Source organism: Pseudomonas gorinensis, assembly GCF_042015035.1.
Classification (GTDB): Bacteria; Pseudomonadota; Gammaproteobacteria; order Pseudomonadales; family Pseudomonadaceae; genus Aquipseudomonas; species Aquipseudomonas gorinensis.
The window spans coordinates 530,462-551,821 of record NZ_CP167125.1; the positions used below are offsets into that span (position 1 = coordinate 530,462).

Annotated in this window: 20 protein-coding genes, 1 tRNA gene and 1 pseudogene; 17 read left to right on the forward strand and 5 right to left on the reverse strand. The window is 54.7% G+C overall.

The genetic code is table 11. From position 1 onward, the window contains the following. Positions 1–63 precede the first annotated feature (63 nt). The 5 genes from AB7933_RS02370 to AB7933_RS02390 all read left to right on the forward strand — a co-directional run bounded on the left by AB7933_RS02370 (position 64) and on the right by AB7933_RS02390 (position 4,073). Positions 64–906, forward strand: a complete 843-nt coding sequence (locus AB7933_RS02370) for a MipA/OmpV family protein (RefSeq protein WP_024072722.1) — start codon at positions 64–66, stop codon at positions 904–906. A 14-nt stretch (positions 907–920) separates the two neighbouring features. Beyond that, the gene (locus tag AB7933_RS02375; RefSeq protein ID WP_024072723.1) at positions 921–1,736 is read left to right on the forward strand and encodes an acid phosphatase; all 816 of its coding nucleotides are present in this window, start codon (positions 921–923) and stop codon (positions 1,734–1,736) included. 13 nt (positions 1,737–1,749) lie between these two features. Further along, positions 1,750–2,529 carry a hypothetical protein gene (locus tag AB7933_RS02380; RefSeq protein ID WP_041160812.1) on the forward strand — a complete coding sequence of 260 codons (780 nt, stop codon included), beginning with the start codon at positions 1,750–1,752 and terminating at the stop codon, positions 2,527–2,529. Positions 2,530–2,808: 279 nt separating this feature from the next. Next, on the forward strand, positions 2,809–3,228 hold the full coding sequence (locus AB7933_RS02385; RefSeq protein WP_024072725.1) for a hypothetical protein: 420 nt from the start codon (positions 2,809–2,811) through the stop codon (positions 3,226–3,228). A gap of 389 nt (positions 3,229–3,617) precedes the next feature. Continuing rightward, the gene (locus AB7933_RS02390) at positions 3,618–4,073 is read left to right on the forward strand and encodes a hypothetical protein (protein WP_024072726.1); all 456 of its coding nucleotides are present in this window, start codon (positions 3,618–3,620) and stop codon (positions 4,071–4,073) included. Positions 4,074–4,593: 520 nt separating this feature from the next. Here AB7933_RS02390 and AB7933_RS02395 read toward each other — a convergent pair. Beyond that, complete coding sequence (locus AB7933_RS02395) at positions 4,594–4,794, reverse strand: KTSC domain-containing protein (protein WP_024072727.1); 201 nt, start codon at positions 4,792–4,794, stop codon at positions 4,594–4,596. 1,130 nt (positions 4,795–5,924) lie between these two features. Here AB7933_RS02395 and AB7933_RS02400 point away from each other — a divergent pair. The 10 genes from AB7933_RS02400 to AB7933_RS02445 all read left to right on the forward strand — a co-directional run bounded on the left by AB7933_RS02400 (position 5,925) and on the right by AB7933_RS02445 (position 15,688). Continuing rightward, a complete protein-coding gene (locus AB7933_RS02400) occupies positions 5,925–7,352 on the forward strand; it encodes a hypothetical protein (RefSeq protein WP_024072728.1) in 1,428 nt (475 codons plus the stop codon). A gap of 404 nt (positions 7,353–7,756) precedes the next feature. Then, a complete protein-coding gene (locus AB7933_RS02405) occupies positions 7,757–8,497 on the forward strand; it encodes a DUF1353 domain-containing protein (RefSeq protein ID WP_024072729.1) in 741 nt (246 codons plus the stop codon). A 55-nt stretch (positions 8,498–8,552) separates the two neighbouring features. Beyond that, positions 8,553–9,086, forward strand: a complete 534-nt coding sequence (locus tag AB7933_RS02410; protein ID WP_305452776.1) for a hypothetical protein — start codon at positions 8,553–8,555, stop codon at positions 9,084–9,086. A gap of 78 nt (positions 9,087–9,164) precedes the next feature. After that, positions 9,165–10,127, forward strand: coding sequence for an IS30-like element ISPpu17 family transposase (locus AB7933_RS02415; protein ID WP_004577240.1), 963 nt, complete (start codon positions 9,165–9,167; stop codon positions 10,125–10,127). Positions 10,128–10,882: 755 nt separating this feature from the next. Further along, complete coding sequence (locus tag AB7933_RS02420) at positions 10,883–11,119, forward strand: hypothetical protein (RefSeq protein ID WP_305452778.1); 237 nt, start codon at positions 10,883–10,885, stop codon at positions 11,117–11,119. A 39-nt stretch (positions 11,120–11,158) separates the two neighbouring features. Continuing rightward, positions 11,159–12,139: an IS5-like element IS1384 family transposase gene (locus AB7933_RS02425; RefSeq protein ID WP_010466230.1), complete on the forward strand. Its 981-nt coding sequence runs from the start codon at positions 11,159–11,161 to the stop codon at positions 12,137–12,139. Between the two features lie 105 nt (positions 12,140–12,244). Continuing rightward, a complete protein-coding gene (locus AB7933_RS02430; protein WP_375156312.1) occupies positions 12,245–13,195 on the forward strand; it encodes a nucleoid-associated protein in 951 nt (316 codons plus the stop codon). Between the two features lie 6 nt (positions 13,196–13,201). After that, positions 13,202–13,621 carry a hypothetical protein gene (locus AB7933_RS02435; RefSeq protein WP_305452783.1) on the forward strand — a complete coding sequence of 140 codons (420 nt, stop codon included), beginning with the start codon at positions 13,202–13,204 and terminating at the stop codon, positions 13,619–13,621. 53 nt (positions 13,622–13,674) lie between these two features. Beyond that, complete coding sequence (locus tag AB7933_RS02440) at positions 13,675–14,655, forward strand: IS5-like element IS1384 family transposase (protein WP_010466230.1); 981 nt, start codon at positions 13,675–13,677, stop codon at positions 14,653–14,655. Positions 14,656–14,821: 166 nt separating this feature from the next. Further along, the gene (locus tag AB7933_RS02445; RefSeq protein WP_305452784.1) at positions 14,822–15,688 is read left to right on the forward strand and encodes a hypothetical protein; all 867 of its coding nucleotides are present in this window, start codon (positions 14,822–14,824) and stop codon (positions 15,686–15,688) included. Positions 15,689–15,806: 118 nt separating this feature from the next. On the opposite strand, the gene AB7933_RS02450 is transcribed toward AB7933_RS02445, so the two are convergent. The 4 genes and pseudogenes from AB7933_RS02450 to AB7933_RS02465 all read right to left on the reverse strand — a co-directional run bounded on the left by AB7933_RS02450 (position 15,807) and on the right by AB7933_RS02465 (position 18,030). Beyond that, positions 15,807–16,016 carry a hypothetical protein gene (locus AB7933_RS02450; protein WP_024072733.1) on the reverse strand — a complete coding sequence of 70 codons (210 nt, stop codon included), beginning with the start codon at positions 16,014–16,016 and terminating at the stop codon, positions 15,807–15,809. A 62-nt stretch (positions 16,017–16,078) separates the two neighbouring features. Then, positions 16,079–16,921: a hypothetical protein gene (locus AB7933_RS02455; RefSeq protein ID WP_024072734.1), complete on the reverse strand. Its 843-nt coding sequence runs from the start codon at positions 16,919–16,921 to the stop codon at positions 16,079–16,081. Positions 16,922–17,019: 98 nt separating this feature from the next. Further along, positions 17,020–17,692, reverse strand: a pseudogene (locus tag AB7933_RS02460) (DNA/RNA helicase, superfamily II protein); the annotation flags it as partial. 261 nt (positions 17,693–17,953) lie between these two features. Beyond that, a tRNA-Arg gene (locus AB7933_RS02465) sits at positions 17,954–18,030 on the reverse strand. 371 nt (positions 18,031–18,401) lie between these two features. Here AB7933_RS02465 and gabD point away from each other — a divergent pair. Then, entirely contained in the window at positions 18,402–19,844 is a 1,443-nt protein-coding gene (gabD, locus tag AB7933_RS02470) for an NADP-dependent succinate-semialdehyde dehydrogenase (RefSeq protein WP_024072735.1), read from the forward strand. Positions 19,845–20,042: 198 nt separating this feature from the next. Then, the gene (gabT, locus tag AB7933_RS02475; RefSeq protein WP_024072736.1) at positions 20,043–21,320 is read left to right on the forward strand and encodes a 4-aminobutyrate--2-oxoglutarate transaminase; all 1,278 of its coding nucleotides are present in this window, start codon (positions 20,043–20,045) and stop codon (positions 21,318–21,320) included. Positions 21,321–21,360 lie beyond the last annotated feature (40 nt).

Sequence of the window (21,360 nt, forward strand, 5' to 3'; positions counted from 1 at the left end):
TTCGACTTTTATAACTGGGCACCCACGCCAATAAGTTTGGTTTTACACCCAAGGAAAGAAGCAATGACAACCATCGGTGGTTCAAACTTTTTCAAATATAAAGCGGCGCTCATGACCAGTGCGACCCTCGCCTTTGCGATGGCGTTGCCTGCACACGCAGACGACTCAAGTGAGCCCTCGGTGACCGTCGGTGGTGGACTCGCCGTCGGCCCCTTGTATGAAGGTTCTTCACACTACGCCGCGTTCCCGTCACTGAAACTCAAAGCGGTTTTGCCTACCGAAAACTGGGGCAAGTTTACTGCCGCGTTCCCCGATGGTCTGCGTTGGGACTTGCCGGGGTTGTCGCCTTTTGGAGTGGCCCTGCTGATTGGCTACGACCAGGGCCGCAAGGAAAGAATCCACACCCTGGGCGGTCGTGATGACTACCTCAAAGGCATGGGTAACCTGGACAGCACTGCCCTGGTCGGGGCGGAAGCGTACTGGGTGCTGCCGGCCGGCCGCCTGTTTGTTCGTGGGCTGCAAGCCAGCCAGAGCCGCGATTACGGTGGCGAGAGCCTGGGGCGTACCGCGTTCCTGGAGGCCGGTTTCGCCACAGCCTACGCGCTGTCTTCCACCTTGACCCTGGACTCGACCCTGTACGGCACCTGGAGCAATGAGAAAGACATGATGGCGCGCTTCGGCGTCACCGCCCAACAAGCCGCGCGTACCGGCTTCGAGGAATATCACCCAGGTGTCGGGATGCGCGACGTGACCCTGAGGCTGGGCCTCACCTGGCAATGGCAGCCACAGCTGGCGTTGGAAGGCGGCATCAAGACCTACGCCCTGGTCTCCGACGCCCGCAACAGCCCGCTGACGGGTGAGAACGTGGGCGCAGGCGCCTATCTGAATGCCCTTTACCGGTTTTGATAAGGGAACACCCGATGAAAACAGTACATAAGCAGTTGGGGCTGGCGGGCCTGCTCTGGTCGGGGCTGGTGCTTGCCGACGATGCTGCGCCCAAGGTCACGGACCCTCACTTCAAGCTGGCCCCCGGCTATCTGAACTCGGCAGACTTGCCATTGCGCCTGGCGTTGCTGGGCGCCCCACCAAAGCCTGATTCTGCGGCGCTGGCACGGGATGAGGAAGCACGGCGAGCAGCGCTGTCTCTACGCGGCACGGCTCGGGAGAAACTCGCCGCGGCGGATGCGGAGCTGGCATTCCCAGGCCCGGCCAACGCATTCGCCTGTGCGCTGGGCACGCCGATCACCGAGAAAAATACACCGCATCTTTATACCTTGATGCAGCGCACCCTGTCGGATGCGGGCGGTTCCACCTATGCCGGGAAGAATGCCTACAACCGCACTCGACCCTTCGTGGCACATAACGAAGGGACCTGTCGCAAAGACATGGAACCGCTGCTGCGCACGGATGGTTCCTGGCCTTCCGGCCACTCCGCCGCCGGTTGGGCCTGGGGGCTGTTGCTGGCCGAGATTCAGCCTGCCCGTGCAACCGAGTTGATGACCCGAGGGTTGTCATTCGGCCAGAGCCGCGTCATCTGCGACGCCCACTGGCAGAGCGACGTCGATGCGGGCCGCATCATGGGCGCTGCGACGGTTGCGAGCTTGCATAGCAATCCGGCGTTCCTGGCGGATCTGGCGGCGGCGAAGGAAGAGGTCAAGGCCGCACAAAAAGCTGGCTTGAAGCCCACACAGGACTGTGCGGCCGAGGGCGTGGCGCTCTCGCTGACTCAGCACTGATCGGGGACACACCATCATGCACAGTGACAACCCCCGCTCGGCTTTGTGGCGCAAGCACGCCCATCTGGCGCTGCTGGCTGGCGCCTTTGTCGCCGCCGGGCCCGCCATGGCGGCAGACAACGATGACTGGACGTTCAACGGCGGCCCTTACGTATGGGGCGCCGGCATTCGTGGGCACGTGGGTCATAGCAGCACGGGCACCCAGTTCATAAAGTCCGACTTCTCCGACTTCTCCGACATCGCCAAGACGGTCGATATGTCGGTGATGCTGATGGGGGAGGCGCGTCGGGGCCCCTACAGCGTGCTCGCCGACCTGATGTACATCGACACCGACACCCGCAACCGCCTGCCGGGGGGCGCCAAGCTTGAGGTCGAAAGCAAGACAGCCTCCGGGTTCCTGGGGGGCGGCTACACAGTGCTGGGTGATGAAAACCGCCGACTGGATGTCGCCGGCGGCGTACGTGTCTGGTACAGCGGCACCACCCTCACCTTCCATGGCGGACCACTCGGTGGCTTATCCGGCTCTGACAACGCCACATGGGTAGACGCCATGGCAGGCCTGCGTGGGCACTATGCCGTGAACGATCGATTCTGGCTGTCATCCTGGGGGATGGCGGGTGCCGGGCAGTCTCGGGAAGACTGGGACCTGGCAGCGCTGGCCGGCTGGGAGTTTTGGCCCGGGTTTTCAGCAGTGGCCGGTTACCGGGCGATGGGGGTGAATTATCGCCATGATGGCTTCGTCTACGACATCGTCCAGAAGGGGCCTTTGCTGGGTATCAGTGGGCGATTCTGAAGCTTGCACCGTCAAGCTCCCCAACAGCCCAAGCGGCTGTCTTCCCACCTGAAAACAGGACGGATGCCCGCTATTCGGGGAGGCCCCTCGGCCACCCCGAAAAGCGAATGCCCCGACAAGTCGGGCACTTACTTTGAGCTGCGCCTGAGCGCGTTCCACACAGCCTGGAACGCGGGCTTTTTTGCTGCCTGGAATTGACCCTGGCCGCCAATAGCCGTCGGGCCAAGCCGTAACATCGTTTTGATTTCACTCGAAAGGACTGTCGTGGAGACCCGGCCTATGGTTCAAGAATTCAATCACCATCGTGAATGGGTAGCGGCGCTTGATAAGTACGAGAAACGCCTGATTGAAAACCCCGACCTCCGCTGGGAAGGGCAGCCGCGCGATCAACACACCCGCATGGCACTCGGGCTATACAAACTCAAGTGTTTCGCCGAGCGCATGCGCAAGGACAGCACGGCAATCTGGACCAGACTGGAAGCCATGGACGAACTTCGGCTCCATCTGATCAGCGAACATCACTGGACCCTACAGGACGTGCGGCGAATACAGGACGAAGAGGATTTTGTGTTCCTTCTTCATGATGAATTGCAGCAGATGAAACTCACCGAGCAAGAGGCCGAACCTGTCCGGCAGTGGACGGATCATCTTGGGTCAAGGGGGGAGTTCCAGCAGCACTACCGGGATTGCGTTTTATAGGGCGGGGGCAGGGGATTCGTGGAGAGAAGATGGGGCGGCGGCGGTAGCGGTAAGTTGTCATGGGCAGCGAGGAGATAATCGACGGCAAGGCATCTCCGGCCCTTAGCCCATGCCGTCCCGAGCGCTGCTTTCAAACCTGGGTCAGCCCGGCACTGGTGATCAGCAACTTGAGTTGGAGTCTGCCCTTTACAAGCGTCCGATTTTTGGCCGATAGCTGCCTGTGTTATGAGGAGCAAAGGCGCTCTGCGCGGTCAGAGCCAGGGCTATCAATCAGCAACTGGAACAAACTAAATGTCGTGTTGGTCTCAAGTGTGCCTCCTGGCAACGAACTGTTCTTACGTGGGGGGCAGTCCGCAACGTTGGGGTATTTTTTCCATAGGAGGTTTAGCGTGCCCTGGAAGTCAAATCTGGTAGTGCTCGCCCTATCTGCCGTTGCCGTTTCGGCGCAGGCCCAATCCGATCTTGAAGTGGTCGAGGCGATGGTTACTCGCTCGGCCAATGTCTGCCCAGGCCACAGCACCGAACGCACCAAGCCCACGGTGAAGGCGGTACCTGTTGGCGCGTTGCGGGTTATGCTTGACCGCGGTTTGGTCATGTGCCCCGACCGGCGCCTCGATAACGACGCGCCGGCTGTGTTCTACGGCAGAGTTGGCGTATTCGAATGGAACCCGGAAGTGCCTGCAAGCTCAGAGGTGATCGCCAAGCAGATCGACACCATGACCCGCAAGGACGAGTACCCATCGGACACCTTGGTTTGGGATGCCAAGGGTATGCCACTGCAGCAACGCACTGTACCGGCTTTCGAACCCAAGCCAGGGGCTGCTGTGCTGTACCAGATACGGTAAGCCCAGTGTTCGGGGATCGGGGGGGTCATTAACGTTGTGCTGGGCTTTGGCTTGAATCGCCAGGTCCACGCCGAGGGTGGGCGCCATCCGTTCTTTTTCGTGCCCATGCCTGAGGTACGAGAGGGTTGTTAGGCTCAACCTGAAGCTGATGGCAGGTTGATGTGGGTACCTTCGATGTATCTGTGAGGTTGGCTTAGGTCGGGGCTGCTATTTGGAAGCTTCGGGGAGTTCAAATTGAATGCTCATGATGAGCTGTCCACGCCGTTAATCTCACTGCTTTGATGTGATTTGCTCCGTCGAAAAACGCATCAGCCAATCGCCCACGAAAAAGCCCCGGATCTTTTGATCTGGGGCTTTTTCATTTCTATATATGGTGCCCCGGCGTCGTTTGAACTGGGCGGTAAGATGCCCGGTTTATAAGGGTTCTTGTGGTGGTATTTCGGTTAGGCATACACGAGGGCATACACGGCCTCCCGTGCTGGGTGTGCATCTAGCTTGAAATACGCCTGTATGCCCAGGTCTAGCACTGGTACCGATCCTTGATCATCCTATCGAAATAAGTACCTTTCGAGCCGGCCCCCATGAGGCCCTGATGGATGTTAGGTGGGACGCGGCAGTAGTCGTAAGTACGCCCTTGCTTGAACGTGATTTTCATCCTGCCTGTAGCGGGGTCATAGCCGACAGCTGTGATAGCCGTCGAGTTGACACGAACCATATCCATAGCGCTTTCCCTACTCCTGATTGATCACGTTCTCTGTTCTGATACTAGTCGGTGTTTCGTTCGGCGGTGCCATTGCGTCCGTGAAAAAGGTGGGAGGGGCTGAAAAGCTGCTGGGGACCCTGAGGTTTTTCTTCCAGCACGCGGCATGAAACCCGCGGGATCGAGTTAGTGGGAGGTGCCGGAAGTTACTGAAATTTCAATCGTTGAAATTGAAAGGATCTTGAAGAAAAAGGGCCATCGTTACAGCTTCGGTAAAGGTGGCCGTATCTGTTGCTGATAGTGAACACCTGTATGGCGTCAACCATGTCGATGGGTGTCAACCACGTCAACCTGTCAACCAACTTAAAAAATCCATCCGCTAACACGAACGCGCGGGTTCTATGCCCCGTGTCTATCCGAAATGCCCAGGGTCCCAAGCGGCTTTTCGATTCATAGGACAAATGCACTGGTGAACAGCAGTTCACCAAGCTGGGCACCTTTCCGCTGACACGATCACGCGGGTTTCCTACCCCGTGACAAACCAACATGCGCAGGGACCCCGCTGTCTAATCAAAGCCAAGAACATGATCGATCTCCTTTCGCTGGAGGAGCAATACTGATGGGGCTAGGGGGATACCCTAATAAAACCGTGTTACGGGTGTTACGATATTTATTAAGTATATGTTTTTAAATGATTTATTTTGCGTTACACAGCTGTGTTTCGTTTGCCGATAGACGTGTTACAGGGCAAATAGGTGTTACATCAAGAACTGCTCTGCGAGGAGCGGCTTATGATGATCGGACTACAGTCTTTAACTTAGAAGGGGGGCTACCGGCCAAAAGCGGACTTTGATGGCGTGTTCGCTCAAGATAGCCTACGCAAGCTGGTACTGGCAGAATGCATCCACGTTTTGACAAGGACAGGTCCTATGCAAGTTACCAAGCAGTCGTCCCCCAGCTGGCACGCTTCACCCAGGTGCGAAACAATCCGCTTCGTCTGTCTTCACCGATAGTCCTGGCGATCGGGCCGTTTTCGCCGCGGAAGGCATCTGAATATGTAGCCAAGAGCTAGAAAACATTACAAACAGCATGCTCTTGCATCACTACAGGACACCAAGCCAGCATCACCCGCTAACTGGAGGGAATCATCGATGAACAACCTAATTCCAAAACCACAAATGCAGCTAGTTGATCCACAAGCACAGATGATCGTTGAGGTCCTGCAAAGCATTGGGCTCCCACATGACAATATTATTGCGTCCGCTGAAGACAGAGCCATTATTGGGCATAGCTTGCTGGCACTTATCGAGTCACTTCCTCCCGAAGCGAAGCAAGGAGCTAGATATCTCTCAAAATTTGTGGTGGGCGCAGGATTCGGTCTTTTCGATTACTCCCTCAATGCGATCTGGAATGAAGTAGTCCTAGACCTTCACAAAAAAGTCGTAGCTTACGGTCTTGATATATTCTACGACGCAGCTATTGGCGGGAAAAACAGAGAGTTTTATCAAACAGAGGAGGATCTTCGCTCCGTAAAAGATTCAACCCTACTTGATACCTGTCGTAAGCTTGAACTAATCAGCGAGACCACATCAAAAAAATTAAAGCATATGCTCGATATGCGAAATGACATAGGTATCTCGCACCCCACTAATTACACCATCAATGCTTACGAACTATTAGGCTGGCTAACAAACTGCATCAAAGACGTCCTGAAAGACCGACCTACAGAGTCTGCACTACAGGTTCAGGCATTTATTCAAAATTTACGCAGCTATACGCAACCATTAGACGCCGCCAATCTTGCAGGAATAACCGGAAAAATCAACGAGCTCGCTTCTCACCACTGCGGGAACGTACTGAGAACAATGTTTGGGATATACGTCGCTCAGGATACGGATCCACAGGTCCGAAAAAACATTTCACTTTTATCTGTATCTGTTTGGCAAGCGAGCAATGACGATTTCAAATACCGCTTAGGCTTAACATTAGAAGGATATAATACAAATCTTCACAAGGATAAATATGATCTCGGTGCTCAGTTTTTCCAAGTCGTCAACGGTAATGCCTTCCGCTCCAACGCAGAGCGGGCAATAATAGTTGATGGTTTGGTCGATACATTGCTAGAAAAACATCATGCTTGGGATAACTATCATCATGAAGCACCCGTAGCTGCCGAAATCATGTCGTATATCCACAACCAGCAAGATATCCTGCAAAACTTTGGCCCTAAACTCATAAAAACTTTTCTCATGTGCCGTATCGGGAATGGGCGAGCCTATTACAACGGAGTTTCACCAAGAGGTGCAGGGTATTACGACCAGCTTCTTGTTTTACTAGGCGACACGTGGGCTCCATCGGCACTGGTTGCTTTAACCTCCTACGAAATACAGCTTCAGCTAAGCCAAGAAGTTTGCAGAAAACAAGCATGCATCGCGCTAGAAAAGCTAAAATCAGGTGTAGTCAATCAGCGATTACTTGAATGCATCGACTTCCTCATCGCCAATCTGCCTGGTAATGGCAAAGCTCCACTTGATAGCCGGTTCAAGCAGCTGACTGCGGGATACCTAACTTGGTCATAATGCTGTGTCATATAAACAGCGCACTCACCTAGATAAAGCAATTTCAAGCGTCTCAACACATCGATTGTGCTTTCGAGTCACCGGGAAAAGCCTCTCAATCCATTGAAAACTGGTGCGAGAGGCTTTTTTTCCACCATCACATGCGGGCTCCGATTTGGCATGGGTTGGTCTTGCCATAACTGTTTAACGACCGAATCTGTTCTACCATCTCTGATGGCCGAACATCGCAACACTGCGTCTGAAGTGATCATAAGTTCATCGCCCGTTTTTGGCCGTGATCTGTCATTGTGCTAGGTGACTTTCTCGCCGCGAACATGGGGGGCTTGGACAAGATGACGGCCATTTACTACTGTCACCTCTTGAAAAGGTGATCTCTGCCAACGAACGCGTTCAAGGAGGGGCTAATGAAGTCAGCCATTGCGGCAGCTACGATCCTGCTTGCTGCCAGCGTGCAAGCACAAGACTGGGGAAGATTCTCGGAACCACTGAACGTGGAGCTTTTGAACGAAAAAAACCATGCCAGGCTCTTGATAGACTTCACATACAAGGGGCCGGGGCCGGAGGAACTTTTCTGGTTGGCGCCTAAGGACACTATCACTGACGGAGCTTCGATCCCTCGCGTTGCTTGGAGTGTAATAGGGGCGCCGTTCGAAGGTCAGTATCGAAAAGCTGCCATCATTCATGATGTCGCATGTGTGGAACGAACCAGGGATTGGCGAGCCACACATCGGGCGTTCTATACCGCCATGCGGGCTGCTGGGGTGGGTGAAACTCAGGCAAAGATCATGTACGCAGCGGTGTACCATTTCGGCCCTAGATGGGCAGAGCCGAAAAGCATAATGCTACCTCGCACTGAGGCGGCGTTGATTGCGCCGAAGCTGGAAAAGCTGAAAGCAGAACTTCCTGTTGGTATGGAGGCCGTTCTCGCAAGCGACGGAAGGCTCGTTTCGAGGACAATTTCAACTGGTTTGCTGAAGCGCGAGAAGGTGGAAGAAGTTGTAGGTGCGGTCTTCGAGGTACGCGTGGTCCAACCCTCATCATCAGAGGCAGAGTTCCAGCGGATGAAGGCTACGATTGAACAGAAGAACCTGAGTCTCGCAGAGATCGAAGATATCCAAGTCGCCGAACTGAGCGAAATCAGATAGCGTGGACCTGTGACGCTATGCACCGACGTTGTCCATTTATAGTTAGGCGCTAAATATGATCGAGTCCTATTACTGGCGCGCAGAGCTTAGAAATGATCTCATTTGGCTCCGCAAGAAACGTAAGTACAAACGCTGGTCTGAAAAACAGCATGTTCTCTATGAGAGAAAACTGATGATAGTTGCTTTCCAGGTTCGCTCGCTCCTGGAACGACCAAAAGTAAATGATCAAGCCCGCGGAACTTGCCTCCCAGTACTACGTTACAAAAAGATCGGAAATCGACCGTTTACAATCACGGGTGCGGGCTGGCCTGAAGAACGATTCGAAATGGAGCATCCGGAGCCTCATACCCTCTCTGCACTTGAGGTGTGCAACCAGCTAATTCATTACTACTGGATGCAAACAATTACTGAAGGTACATCCTTTGCATCGATGCTAGTTTTCTCAGACTATCAGCGGCATAAATGGGCATATGAGATTAGAATCGACGCTCTTTTGAGTTTCTTTGGTGTATTCTGTGAAGAGTCATCTGCGATAACTAGCGCCTCATTTAAGTGGTGCGAAAAAAAGCAGCCTGAATTCATAGAATAAGCGCAACGCTTGAAACGAGAGGCAGAGAGCCAGCCACCGGTAGAATCCAGGCTCTCACACCGAAGGATTCAAGCGCAGATGACTACGCATTACCGGCAGCTGACTCAGGGACAACGTTACCAGATTGAGGCTGGCTTGAGCGCCGCAGAGAGCCAGGCGAGCATTGCAAAGCGGGTCGGCGTGCATCCCTCGACGATCAGTCGCGAGGTTCGCCGCAACAGCACCCAGAATATCTACAAGGCTGTTTCTGCGGCCCATGAAAGTGATGCTCGTCGAGCGGGTGCGCGCAAGTTTTGCAAGCCGGCGACATGGCTCAGCCATCATCTCCCGGTGTGGCTCAAGCATGGCATGAGTCCGGAGCAGATCGCCCAGCGGTTGAAGCAGGAGCAGCCAAGCCGGGCGGTCAGCCATGAGTGGATTTATCGGTTCATTGCCGCCGAACAGCGCGCCGGTGGTGAGCTTTATACCTATCTGCGACATCGCCGAAAGCGCTACCGGAAACGCTATGGAAGCCACGATCGGCGCGGGCAGCTGCGTAATCGCGTGTCAATCAGTGAACGCCCAGCCGAGGTCGAAAGCCGCGAGCGCCTGGGGGACTGGGAGGGCGATACGGTACATGGACTGGGCGGTAACCTGGTGACCCTGGTTGATCGCAAAAGCGGCTATCTGAGCGCCTATCCGGTCAAGCGCAGAACGCGCCGGCAGGTAACGCGGGCGATCAATCTGATGCTTCAGGGCCATGCCGCTCACACGCTGACGCTGGATAACGGAAGGGAGTTTGCCGGGCATGAACGCATCGCGCTACGGAGCCAGTGCCAGGTCTTTTTTGCAGACCCCTATTCATCCTGGCAACGTGGCACCAATGAAAACACCAACGGTCTGCTCCGCCAGTATTTCCCCAAGGGCAGCGACTTCAGCAAGCTGACCGTCGAAGCCGTCAATCGGACAGTAGCGAGGATCAATCTACGCCCGCGCAAGCGCTTGGGCTGGAAGACGCCGTACGAAGTGCATACAGGGGTGAGCGTTGCACTTATGTGTTGAATTCAGGCAGGATTACTTACTGGTGGAAGCAAGCGGTCCTGGGTAACAACAGCCTAACAAATAGTTTAAACCGTTCGCTTCACTTAACGGGACAGCCTGGAGCCCGTTCCTAAACGATCTCGTCTTGGCAGGCGATAGTTATTTGCTTTGCGCTCGTTTTTGCCTCTGTTGACCGGCCGCTTCTGGCCGATTCTGTTGAAAAAGTCGGACGCGGTTCTTAGGGCAGAAAAGTAAGCGCGTGAGATTGAAATCTTAAATGGTCGCACAAGTATTCGGACAAAGATTTCACGTAGCCGCGCGAAAAACAGGCTCCTACAACGCTCAGATTCCGGGCAATCCGGGAGAACCGACTTTTGCAACAGAATCGGCCGATTGCTGCCCGTCACAAACGGCAAAAATCGGCCAAAAGCTACCACTCTGTCTCTGATAATCGCGACGAGTTATTCGCCTATTTCGACCGGCATAAGTCGTTGGCAGCGAGTAGCTTTTTTTGCATTTCGGCTCCATCCGCATGGGGTCAGATATCCCTGAGAAGCCCTTGGGATTCATGTGCTGACTGGTTAGCCAAGTCTGTGGCTGATGCTGCCTTCTGTCGAAAAGCACGCGGTGGGCAATTGCACTCTTGGCTGTTCATCCACACAGTAGTATGTGTGACTCGAATGCAAGGCCGAAAACAATCAGCTTGAGGCAGATTGACATCATGAGGTAAATTCGGTGACTTAACTAGGTTATTTGTCGAAAACAAGGAAGTATATATGGACGTAAAGGTAAATTTCGCGGTTGTTCATGAATTAATCAAAGAACAATTTAAAGATATTCAAAAATCCGATATTCGTGAGGTAGTGCTAAAGAAAGATAAGCCGGCTGTAAATAAGCTGATAATTGGTGCGACGTCTATTTACGGCAAAAAGAACAATGCTACTCACTACGGGATATTTGCAAAAAAGACCGTTAGTGATTTTCCTAAGGAAACTCTGAAAAAGACTTTCTGATTTGGCAAAATACCGCGACCCCACCCACCGAGTTTCCCGATGAAGCAGATGACCTTCGCCGACGCCGAGTACGCTGGCAAGCGCAAGCAAACCCGCAAGGAGTTGTTCCTGATCGAGATGGATCGGGTGGTGCCGTGGAAGGGCTTGATTGCTTTGATCGAGCCACATTATCCGAAAGGTGAAGGTGGCCGTCCGGCCTACCCGTTGATGGCGATGCTGCGTGTGCATCTGCTGCAGAACTGGTTCGGCTACAGCGATCCAGCGATGGAGGAAGCGCTGTACGAAACCACGATCCTGCGCCAGTTTGCCGGGCTGAACCTGGAGCGCATCCCCGACGAAACCACCATTCTCAACTTCCGCCGCTTGCTGGAGAAACACGAGCTGGCGGCCGGCATCCTCGCTGTCATCAATGGCTATCTGGGCGACCGCGGCCTGTCGCTGCGCCAGGGCACCATCGTCGATGCAACGCTGATCAATGCGCCCAGTTCGACCAAGAACAAGGACGGCAAGCGCGACCCGGAAATGCACCAGACCAAGAAGGGAAACCAGTATTATTTTGGCATGAAGGCCCACATCGGCGCCGATGACGAATCGGGTCTGGTGCACAGCGTAGTGGGCACGGCGGCCAATGTGGCGGATGTCACCCAGGTGGACAAATTGCTGCATGGCGACGAAAACGTGGTCTGCGCCGATGCAGGCTACACCGGTGTCGAAAAGCGGCCCGAGCATGAAGGACGTGAAGTTATCTGGCAGGTGGCGGCACGCCGCAGCACCTACAAAAAACTCGATAAGCGCAGCGTGCTGTACAAAGCCAAGCGCAAGATTGAAAAGGCCAAGGCTCAGGTGCGCGCCAAGGTCGAGCATCCGTTCCGGGTAATCAAGCGCCAGTTCGGTTACACCAAGGTGCGCTTTCGCGGCTTGGCCAAAAACACGGCGCAACTGGTGACACTGTTCGCTCTGTCGAACCTGTGGATGGCGCGCCGACATTTACTGACGAATGCAGGAGAGGTGCGCCTGTAATGCGGGAAATGGCCACCGGAGTGGGGTCCGGGTGGCGAAAACGTAAGAAATACTCGTCGAATTGATTGTTTTTTGATCATTTGGCGAGTTTAAAAGTTGCGCTAGGTGGTATGCCGGGGAAATACATGGCTACTTCAGACCATCCCTAAAGATTTTGATGCCTATTCAAAGATCGAGATTTCGGAAAAATCTTTTTTGGAGATTACTGAGTCGGCAATGGTAGAGCTTTTCGCCGCAGCAAAAAAAACGACAGCGTCTTCTGGTGGTTATATTTTGTTTGTAGATTACGAGAATAGCCAAGGGCGGTTCTTGCTAATTGCAATGCTTAAAAAGCGTGATGGTTTAAGGCTGAACGAGCACCTCGAACCTGAAGAGTTAATTGAGTTAGATCTGAGCAGCCTGTATCACGCAGCTCGCATTAATTTCAACAAATATAATGAGCACGCTGCAGCCGATGATGAGGCTAAACAGGAGCTAAACTACCTTAGCTTTTTGAGTCAAAGCGCAGGTCGGTCTGCTGCTGGATATTTTGTAACGGCGCTTGGATGTGCAGTAGGCACCGCTTCAGCAGCAGCCACAAAAAATCTTATTCTGGAGAGTGTAAAGTTTTTCAGAGAGCGTCCCAATCTCCGTGACAAGCGTATTCAGTTCAAGGATGAGGTTCTGAGGTACTTGGAGCGCCAACGAGACTCTGGACAATCTGTGAAACTGTCGGAAGTGGAGGCCATCGCTCGTCAGTTCTTTCCTGCGGAGATGGAAGGTGAGGCTGATGATTTAGCAAGTGAGTTTATAGGGCATCTAAATAGTGAGGCAGTAGGGATTCCCGTCGAGTTTCCTATTAGTAAAGCCACACTTGATAAGTACACCCATGTGGTCTATAAGGCAGACAACTGGCAGCTAAAATTTGATCGTAACTCTTTAGGTGAGGGGATTGATGCTGAAATTCGCTTTGTTGAAAAAGATCGCAAGCTAATCATCAACAACCTTTCTGAAAACGCTATCGAAGTTATACGTCAAGCTATTGCAGATAAGCGAGACTCAGCCGAGATAGGGTAAAACGATATGGTGGATGTGCTTATATTTGCCGAGGCGTACCGGTCACTTGGACGTCCTGTGCTTGCAACGGGCAACGCTTTTGATTTCAGAGCGTCTTGTTTTGATCCTAAAATAAACACTGCAATTGAAGCATTGGCAATTTCTAAAACTGGACGGTTTGATGAATTAGTTGTTGATGGGCACGACATCAGTTCATCTGTTATGGAACTCCCTAAGCAGTGGTCCTCAATTGAGCTAACGTTCGTGCTTGATACTTCAGGAATGGTGCCGATTTTCAAAAACTTTGATCAGCTTATGGCTCGTTCAAAAAGCTTTGTGCGCGCGCAACTCCCAGAAGTCTTCTACCTTCTGGAGGAAGATATTCTTTCCTCGGAAGAACCGTTTGATAAACGGATAATAACTCTCCAATCATTATGGAAACTCTGAAAAAGACTTTCTGATTTGGCAAAATACCGCGACCCCACCCACCGAGTTTCCCGATGAAGCAGATGACCTTCGCCGACGCCGAGTACGCTGGCAAGCGCAAGCAAACCCGCAAGGAGTTGTTCCTGATCGAGATGGATCGGGTGGTGCCGTGGAAGGGCTTGATTGCTTTGATCGAGCCACATTATCCGAAAGGTGAAGGTGGCCGTCCGGCCTACCCGTTGATGGCGATGCTGCGTGTGCATCTGCTGCAGAACTGGTTCGGCTACAGCGATCCAGCGATGGAGGAAGCGCTGTACGAAACCACGATCCTGCGCCAGTTTGCCGGGCTGAACCTGGAGCGCATCCCCGACGAAACCACCATTCTCAACTTCCGCCGCTTGCTGGAGAAACACGAGCTGGCGGCCGGCATCCTCGCTGTCATCAATGGCTATCTGGGCGACCGCGGCCTGTCGCTGCGCCAGGGCACCATCGTCGATGCAACGCTGATCAATGCGCCCAGTTCGACCAAGAACAAGGACGGCAAGCGCGACCCGGAAATGCACCAGACCAAGAAGGGAAACCAGTATTATTTTGGCATGAAGGCCCACATCGGCGCCGATGACGAATCGGGTCTGGTGCACAGCGTAGTGGGCACGGCGGCCAATGTGGCGGATGTCACCCAGGTGGACAAATTGCTGCATGGCGACGAAAACGTGGTCTGCGCCGATGCAGGCTACACCGGTGTCGAAAAGCGGCCCGAGCATGAAGGACGTGAAGTTATCTGGCAGGTGGCGGCACGCCGCAGCACCTACAAAAAACTCGATAAGCGCAGCGTGCTGTACAAAGCCAAGCGCAAGATTGAAAAGGCCAAGGCTCAGGTGCGCGCCAAGGTCGAGCATCCGTTCCGGGTAATCAAGCGCCAGTTCGGTTACACCAAGGTGCGCTTTCGCGGCTTGGCCAAAAACACGGCGCAACTGGTGACACTGTTCGCTCTGTCGAACCTGTGGATGGCGCGCCGACATTTACTGACGAATGCAGGAGAGGTGCGCCTGTAATGCGGGAAATGGCCACCGGAGTGGGGTCCGGGTGGCGAAAACGTAAGAAATACTCGTCGAATTGATTGTTTTTTGATCATTTGGCGAGTTTAAAAGTTGCGCTAGGTGGTATGCCGGGGAAATACATGGCTACTTCAGACCATCCTTATGTAGGCTTATTGTTTACTTGGCCGACCTGGCGCACTTTCATGATGAAAAGGAGTCCAGCGATGAATACAAGCTAGTATTCGTTGCAGAAGATATCGCCAAAGGCGAACGCGCCATAACACTTTATCCTTATTTGGATCGTGAGCTTCTAACTTTTGAGGTTGGAACAGACCTAGTCGACAGTCTTCAAATGAATAGCTTGGATAAGAGTCCGCATCTCTTTAAGGAACGGTCGATTTTTCGTGCGACTTTGATTGAGTATTTATCTGGGTATCACGGAGGAAAAGAGCGATTTAAAGCTTTAGTTGCCACTTGGTCGCAATTTTTGAGTTTGTATGGGAATAATCTTTCTACTTATCTTAGCGGCTTCTCTTTTCACAAGGCAAAACAAGAAGTGGCAGCCGCACAACTAACTATCGCGGATCAAATGTCAAAAGTGGTAAGTGATATTAGTGGGAAAATACTTGGCGTCCCGATTTCTTTGATTGCTGTTATTGCAATTTCAAAAGCCGATAATGCTTTGGAGAGCTCGATTCTAGTTGTGGGGATTTTAATGGCCTCTGCCTTATTGGCGGAGACTCTAGCTGCTCAAAAACTACAATATGACAGGATCAAGCATTCGCGCCTAATTTTGTTCTCATCCCATCAACAGAAATTAATTCAATATCCGACAGATCTTCGTAACTATATACACGAGTCTGTGGTTGCTCTAGTTGCGAATGAGACAAAGCTCAAGCGCTCGCTACTGATACTGCGATGTCTATCATGGTTTCCCGCGATGACTGCAGCAAGCGTGCATGCATATATCTATCGAAAGGATTTGACTGAGGGTGTGATGATGATTGCTAATTTTGCGTGCGGGGTAATTCATCGCTTTTGCGCATAGCCTTAAGCGGTCATAAGTCTAGGTCTGTCGTAGACCAGAAGTCAAAAAAATACTGAAATTTTGGTTTGTAAGGATAGTATCTAGCGAAGCGGAAGCTGTTTAGGCTTCCACCTCTTCATTACCCGTTCTTTCTTTTCAGCTGGAGGTCAATGAAATCAAGCTCCGCCTTAATTGCATTAATCGTGAGCGTCTCAACTTTGGTGTCTTTGTTTTCTCTAGCGTTGCGCTTTTTCATGCCAGCCAGGACGACAATTATCCCGTTTAAATGAAGCTTTCGGGCCTTCAGGTAATCAGGCATCTGTGCGCTGTTTTGTGGTGGTTTGTTCATGATTGGACCGATGGTAGGCCCGAAGCCACCAGCTCTCGCCGGTTGCTTCGGGGTAGGCTGGTTTAGGCAGCCAGCAGGTCATGCAGGCTGTGTTGGCGCGAGCGATCTGCGAGTTCTCGCCAGGTCCAGCTTCCAAAGTGCTCGCCCAGTTCAGGGATATCCAGCTTCATTAGTGCAACTGGGTCACGACTAATCAGGTTGCGTGCGGCCCACAGCTTGCCGCCGGTCTCCAGCAGTGTTTTGGCGGCCTCATTCCACTGTTCTTCCAGCACAGTGTTCGCCAGGTGAGCCGCTTTATTCTCGATCTCGGTGCGTTCCTTTTGTGCCTCAGTGGTATGCAGATCAATCGTCACCAGCTCTTGTTCCAGCGCGGTGATCAGCAGTTGTTGGCGGCGGTGATGCTCAGCCGCAGCCGTGAGGTTTTTTGCTGCCTTTTGAGCTTCTGCGTTAGCCGCTTTTTCGCCCTCTACATCGCCCCAGGCGACAGCCTGCGCATAGGCGGTGGCCGCGTCCGTTTCAGCTTGTCGAGCTTTTGCCATGTCTTCCTGATCGCTCTGGCGGACCTGCTGCAACCGAGTCTCGATGCTGCTGCGCTTTTCGTTGAGTTCCATCTCGTCGGCTTTCCAGTTCGCCATATCGCTGAGATATCCCGCAGCCAAGCTCTCACGGTTTGCCAATCTCTCAAGGCGATGAATCTTTTGATTCAGGTTGCTGATCTCCAGATTTCGCGAGTCGATGCGTCTTTTGTGATCGTTGATTTCATCCTGCACGGCTCGTTGACGGCCCTGCTGGATAACCTCCGGGCTTTCCAGCGCCTCTTCGAAGGGAGCCAGGTCACCCTGAATGCTCTCCACTTCGAGGGTCAGTTGGTCGCGGCGGTCTTTCAATTCTTGGATAGTGTTCATCTGTATTTTCTCTGGGTACTGCGGTTAATAGGGATGGTTGTCGAATGGCTGGTAATGCCGGTAATGAGCCGGCGCTACCTCGATCAGCAGGCTCGCCGTCAGGCGGCCTTGGCCTCGCCTTCATCGTTCCCGGAACCGTCTTCACCACATAGCAGCGTTGACGTCCTAACCCTGGCAGGCGAATCGAGCTGTACGCCTTGCCATCACTTCCCGGCTCAAGCACACCCCGTTGCAGCAGCTCCTTGTTCACCGCACTGATGTTCATGCCCTTGAAGATCTCGGCCCTCCAAGCTTCCGGCAGTACGTAATAGGTGTTGGTGGTGTGCATGTCATCGCCCATGCCGTGTTCCAGCGTCTTGCGAAAGCCCAACCGATCAATCGTGCGTGGGCCGTGCTCATCGATCTTGGCGGCGGCAGACTCCCACCAGGTAAAGCGGCTTTCTCCAAAGCGCTCGATGACCTGTCTCAGTCGCGCCAAAATCGCATCGCCCTCGAAATTTCCGGCGCCGCCACGCTCGGCCAGCCACCCATGCAGGCATACGCGTGTAGCGGTTGTGGTGGTGCCGTTCGCCAGCCGGTGACGCCGAACGCGGTGGCTAGCTCGCCAGCAACTGCGGCGAGGCCAAAGTGAAGGGCGGCGCACTGGGCTTGTCCACTGGCGGAGGCGGGCAGGTTTTGCGTGATGAACTGTTCAACCGTGTGGAGAACAATCACCGACCATCCGAGCATTTCCCCAGGCGCGCACAGTGCGTGCAGGAAGGCGATGAGGGGTATGTGGTTACATGCGCCTTGACCACACCAGATGCGGTCTGCCATGGGCTGAGGTGGGGGGCGCGTGAGCTGTCGGCGTAGAGGCGTGAGCTGCTCGACTCTCGTCTGGGCACGTTCAGTAGTAGTCCTGTAAACGCCACTGAGATCACAAATGCCAAGCGGTAATTACGCTGTACGGATAGCCAGAAACAAGAAAGCCCGCACAGGGCGGGCTTCTTGGGGTGTTTCGTAGACTGTCTGAGACAGCCAGAAACTAGTATGTGGTGCACCCGGCGGGATTCGAACCCACGACCCCTGCCTTCGGAGGGCAGTACTCTATCCAGCTGAGCTACGGATGCTTGTGCGGGCGACATCATACCCATGTCGACCTTGGGCGTCCATGCTGGTCTTTGGCCGTTCAAACGTAGGATTTTGCCGCGCAGAGGCCCTGCGCCGTGCGGTAGGGATCAACCCGGTGGAGTACGGGCCGATCACGCTGATCAGAAAAATCCGGTAAATGCGCGGTTTTCGTTCTTTTTTTCGAACAGACTATTGCCCTGCACCCCCATTGATCCTAGGATTCGTTTGAGATTTCAAACGCTCTGTCTCCCGTGCGCTCTTTCACTTCCCGCGCGTGCTGGGGCTGATTTCCCTGACGGCAGCCCACAAGGCGCCTTTCAACAACTCTAATTCGCTCCGCGCGCGCGCGGTGCTGTTAAGGAAAGCCGACATGCAGCTCAAAGATACCCAGTTGTTCCGCCAACAAGCCTTTATCGATGGCGCTTGGGTGGACGCGGACAATGGTCAAACCATCAAGGTCAACAACCCGGCCACGGGTGAGATTATCGGCACCGTGCCGAAGATGGGCGCCGCTGAAACCCGCCGCGCCATCGAAGCCGCCGACAAGGCCTTGCCGGCCTGGCGTGCGCTGACCGCCAAGGAGCGCGCCAATAAGCTGCGCCGTTGGTTCGAACTGCTGATCGAAAACCAGGACGACCTCGGTCGCCTGATGACCCTCGAGCAAGGCAAGCCGTTGACCGAAGCCAAGGGTGAGATCGTCTACGCCGCTTCCTTTATCGAGTGGTTCGCCGAAGAAGCCAAGCGCATCTACGGTGACGTGATCCCTGGCCACCAGCCCGACAAGCGTTTGATCGTGATCAAGCAGCCGATCGGCGTGACTGCCGCGATCACGCCGTGGAACTTCCCGGCCGCGATGATCACCCGTAAAGCCGGCCCGGCCCTGGCCGCCGGTTGCACCATGGTGATCAAGCCTGCCTCGCAAACCCCGTTCTCGGCCCTGGCCCTGGTTGAGCTGGCGCACCGTGCCGGTATCCCTAAAGGCGTGCTGAGCGTGGTCACCGGCAGCGCCGGCGACGTCGGCGGCGAGCTGACCAGCAACCCGATCGTGCGTAAATTGTCCTTCACCGGCTCGACCGAAATCGGTCGCCAACTGATGGCCGAATGCGCCAAGGACATCAAGAAAGTTTCCCTGGAGCTGGGTGGCAACGCGCCGTTCATCGTGTTCGACGACGCTGACCTGGATAAGGCCGTCGAAGGCGCGATCATCTCCAAGTACCGCAATAACGGGCAGACCTGCGTCTGTGCCAACCGCCTGTACATCCAGGATTCGGTGTACGACGCGTTCGCTGAAAAGCTCAAGGTGGCCGTGGCCAAGCTCAAGATCGGCAACGGTCTGGAAGAAGGCACCACCACGGGCCCGCTGATCGACGGAAAAGCCGTGGCCAAGGTTCAGGAGCACATTGCCGATGCCCTGAGCAAAGGCGCCAAGCTGTTGGCCGGTGGCAAGGTGATGGAAGGCAACTTCTTCGAACCGACCATCCTGGTCGACGTGCCGAAGAACGCTGCCGTGGCCAAGGAAGAAACCTTTGGCCCGCTGGCGCCGCTGTTCCGTTTCAAGGACGAAGCCGAAGTGATCGCGATGTCCAACGACACCGAGTTCGGCCTGGCGTCCTACTTCTATGCGCGTGACCTGGGCCGTGTGTTCCGTGTGGCTGAAGCCCTGGAATACGGCATGGTTGGCGTCAACACCGGGTTGATCTCCAACGAAGTGGCGCCGTTCGGCGGCATCAAGGCCTCGGGCCTGGGCCGTGAAGGCTCCAAGTACGGGATCGAGGACTACCTGGAAATCAAATACCTCTGCCTGGGCATCTAAGTTCTGTAAGGGATAAGCCCGGCAAGGGATTGCAGTAAACGCAAAGGGCACGAGAGCGCTGACCCTTTGCGTGTTTCACATCGTTATTCGTAGTGGCCGGGAAAGCTGTGGCAGTCGATCATCGCATGCTGCCGTAGTTGCCTCCCCGCCACGTATTCCTTGGACCACGCCACCCGATGAGTGGCGAATGAGGACTTTATGAGCAAGACCAACGCTTCCCTGATGAAACGCCGCGAAGCCGCTGTACCGCGCGGTGTTGGCCAGATTCACCCGATCTTCGCCGAATCCGCGAAGAACGCCACCGTGACCGACGTTGAAGGTCGCGAGTTCATCGATTTCGCTGGTGGTATCGCCGTGCTGAACACCGGCCACGTGCACCCGAAAATCATCGCGGCCGTGACCGAGCAGCTGAACAAGCTGACCCACACTTGCTTCCAGGTATTGGCCTACGAGCCCTACGTAGAGCTGTGCGAAAAAATCAACGCCAAGGTCCCAGGTGATTTCGCCAAGAAAACCCTGCTGGTCACTACCGGTTCCGAAGCGGTAGAAAACGCGGTGAAAATCGCCCGCGCCGCCACTGGCCGTGCCGGTGTCATCGCGTTCACTGGCGCCTACCACGGTCGTACCATGATGACCCTGGGCCTTACCGGTAAAGTCGTGCCTTACTCGGCCGGCATGGGCCTGATGCCAGGTGGCATCTTCCGCGCGCTGTACCCGAACGAGCTGCACGGCGTGAGCGTCGACGACTCCATCGCCAGCATCGAGCGCATCTTCAAGAACGATGCCGAGCCGCGTGACATCGCTGCGATCATCATCGAGCCAGTGCAGGGCGAAGGCGGTTTCTACGTCGCGCCTAAAGCCTTCATGAAGCGCCTGCGTGAACTGTGCGACAAGCACGGCATCCTGCTGATCGCCGACGAAGTGCAAACCGGTGCCGGCCGTACCGGTACTTTCTTCGCCATGGAACAGATGGGCGTCACTGCCGACCTGACCACCTTCGCCAAATCCATCGCCGGCGGTTTCCCGCTGGCCGGTGTGTGTGGCAAGGCCGAGTACATGGACGCCATCGCCCCAGGTGGCCTGGGTGGCACCTACGCGGGTAGCCCGATCGCCTGCGCCGCGGCCCTGGCCGTGCTGGAAGTGTTCGAAGAAGAGCACCTGCTGGATCGCTGCAAAGCCCTTGGCGAACGTCTGGTCACCGGCCTCAAGGCCATCCAGGCCAAGTACCCGGTGATCGGCGACGTGCGTGCCCTGGGCGCCATGATCGCGATCGAGCTGTTCGAAGGTGGCGACACCCACAAGCCAAACGCCGCTGCCGTCTCCGCCGTGGTGGCCAAGGCGCGTGAGAAGGGCTTGATCCTGCTGTCCTGCGGCCCTTACGGCAACGTGTTGCGCATCCTGGTGCCGCTGACCGCGCCGGACGAGCAACTGGACAAAGGCTTGGCGATCATCGAAGAGTGCTTCTCCGAGCTGTAATCGGAAGCTGGCCTGTTCGTAAAGAAACCCGCTTCGGCGG

Coding starts and splice junctions, on each gene's coding strand:
- AB7933_RS02370 (WP_024072722.1), top strand. CDS start 64: ATGACAACCATCGGTGGTTCAAACTTTTTCAAATATAAAGCGGCGCTC.
- AB7933_RS02375 (WP_024072723.1), top strand. CDS start 921: ATGAAAACAGTACATAAGCAGTTGGGGCTGGCGGGCCTGCTCTGGTCG.
- AB7933_RS02385 (WP_024072725.1), top strand. CDS start 2,809: ATGGTTCAAGAATTCAATCACCATCGTGAATGGGTAGCGGCGCTTGAT.
- AB7933_RS02395 (WP_024072727.1), bottom strand. CDS start 4,794: ATGGATATGGTTCGTGTCAACTCGACGGCTATCACAGCTGTCGGCTAT.
- AB7933_RS02400 (WP_024072728.1), top strand. CDS start 5,925: ATGAACAACCTAATTCCAAAACCACAAATGCAGCTAGTTGATCCACAA.
- AB7933_RS02405 (WP_024072729.1), top strand. CDS start 7,757: ATGAAGTCAGCCATTGCGGCAGCTACGATCCTGCTTGCTGCCAGCGTG.
- AB7933_RS02410 (WP_305452776.1), top strand. CDS start 8,553: ATGATCGAGTCCTATTACTGGCGCGCAGAGCTTAGAAATGATCTCATT.
- AB7933_RS02415 (WP_004577240.1), top strand. CDS start 9,165: ATGACTACGCATTACCGGCAGCTGACTCAGGGACAACGTTACCAGATT.
- AB7933_RS02420 (WP_305452778.1), top strand. CDS start 10,883: ATGGACGTAAAGGTAAATTTCGCGGTTGTTCATGAATTAATCAAAGAA.
- AB7933_RS02425 (WP_010466230.1), top strand. CDS start 11,159: ATGAAGCAGATGACCTTCGCCGACGCCGAGTACGCTGGCAAGCGCAAG.
- AB7933_RS02435 (WP_305452783.1), top strand. CDS start 13,202: ATGGTGGATGTGCTTATATTTGCCGAGGCGTACCGGTCACTTGGACGT.
- AB7933_RS02440 (WP_010466230.1), top strand. CDS start 13,675: ATGAAGCAGATGACCTTCGCCGACGCCGAGTACGCTGGCAAGCGCAAG.
- AB7933_RS02450 (WP_024072733.1), bottom strand. CDS start 16,016: ATGAACAAACCACCACAAAACAGCGCACAGATGCCTGATTACCTGAAG.
- AB7933_RS02455 (WP_024072734.1), bottom strand. CDS start 16,921: ATGAACACTATCCAAGAATTGAAAGACCGCCGCGACCAACTGACCCTC.
- gabD (WP_024072735.1), top strand. CDS start 18,402: ATGCAGCTCAAAGATACCCAGTTGTTCCGCCAACAAGCCTTTATCGAT.
- gabT (WP_024072736.1), top strand. CDS start 20,043: ATGAGCAAGACCAACGCTTCCCTGATGAAACGCCGCGAAGCCGCTGTA.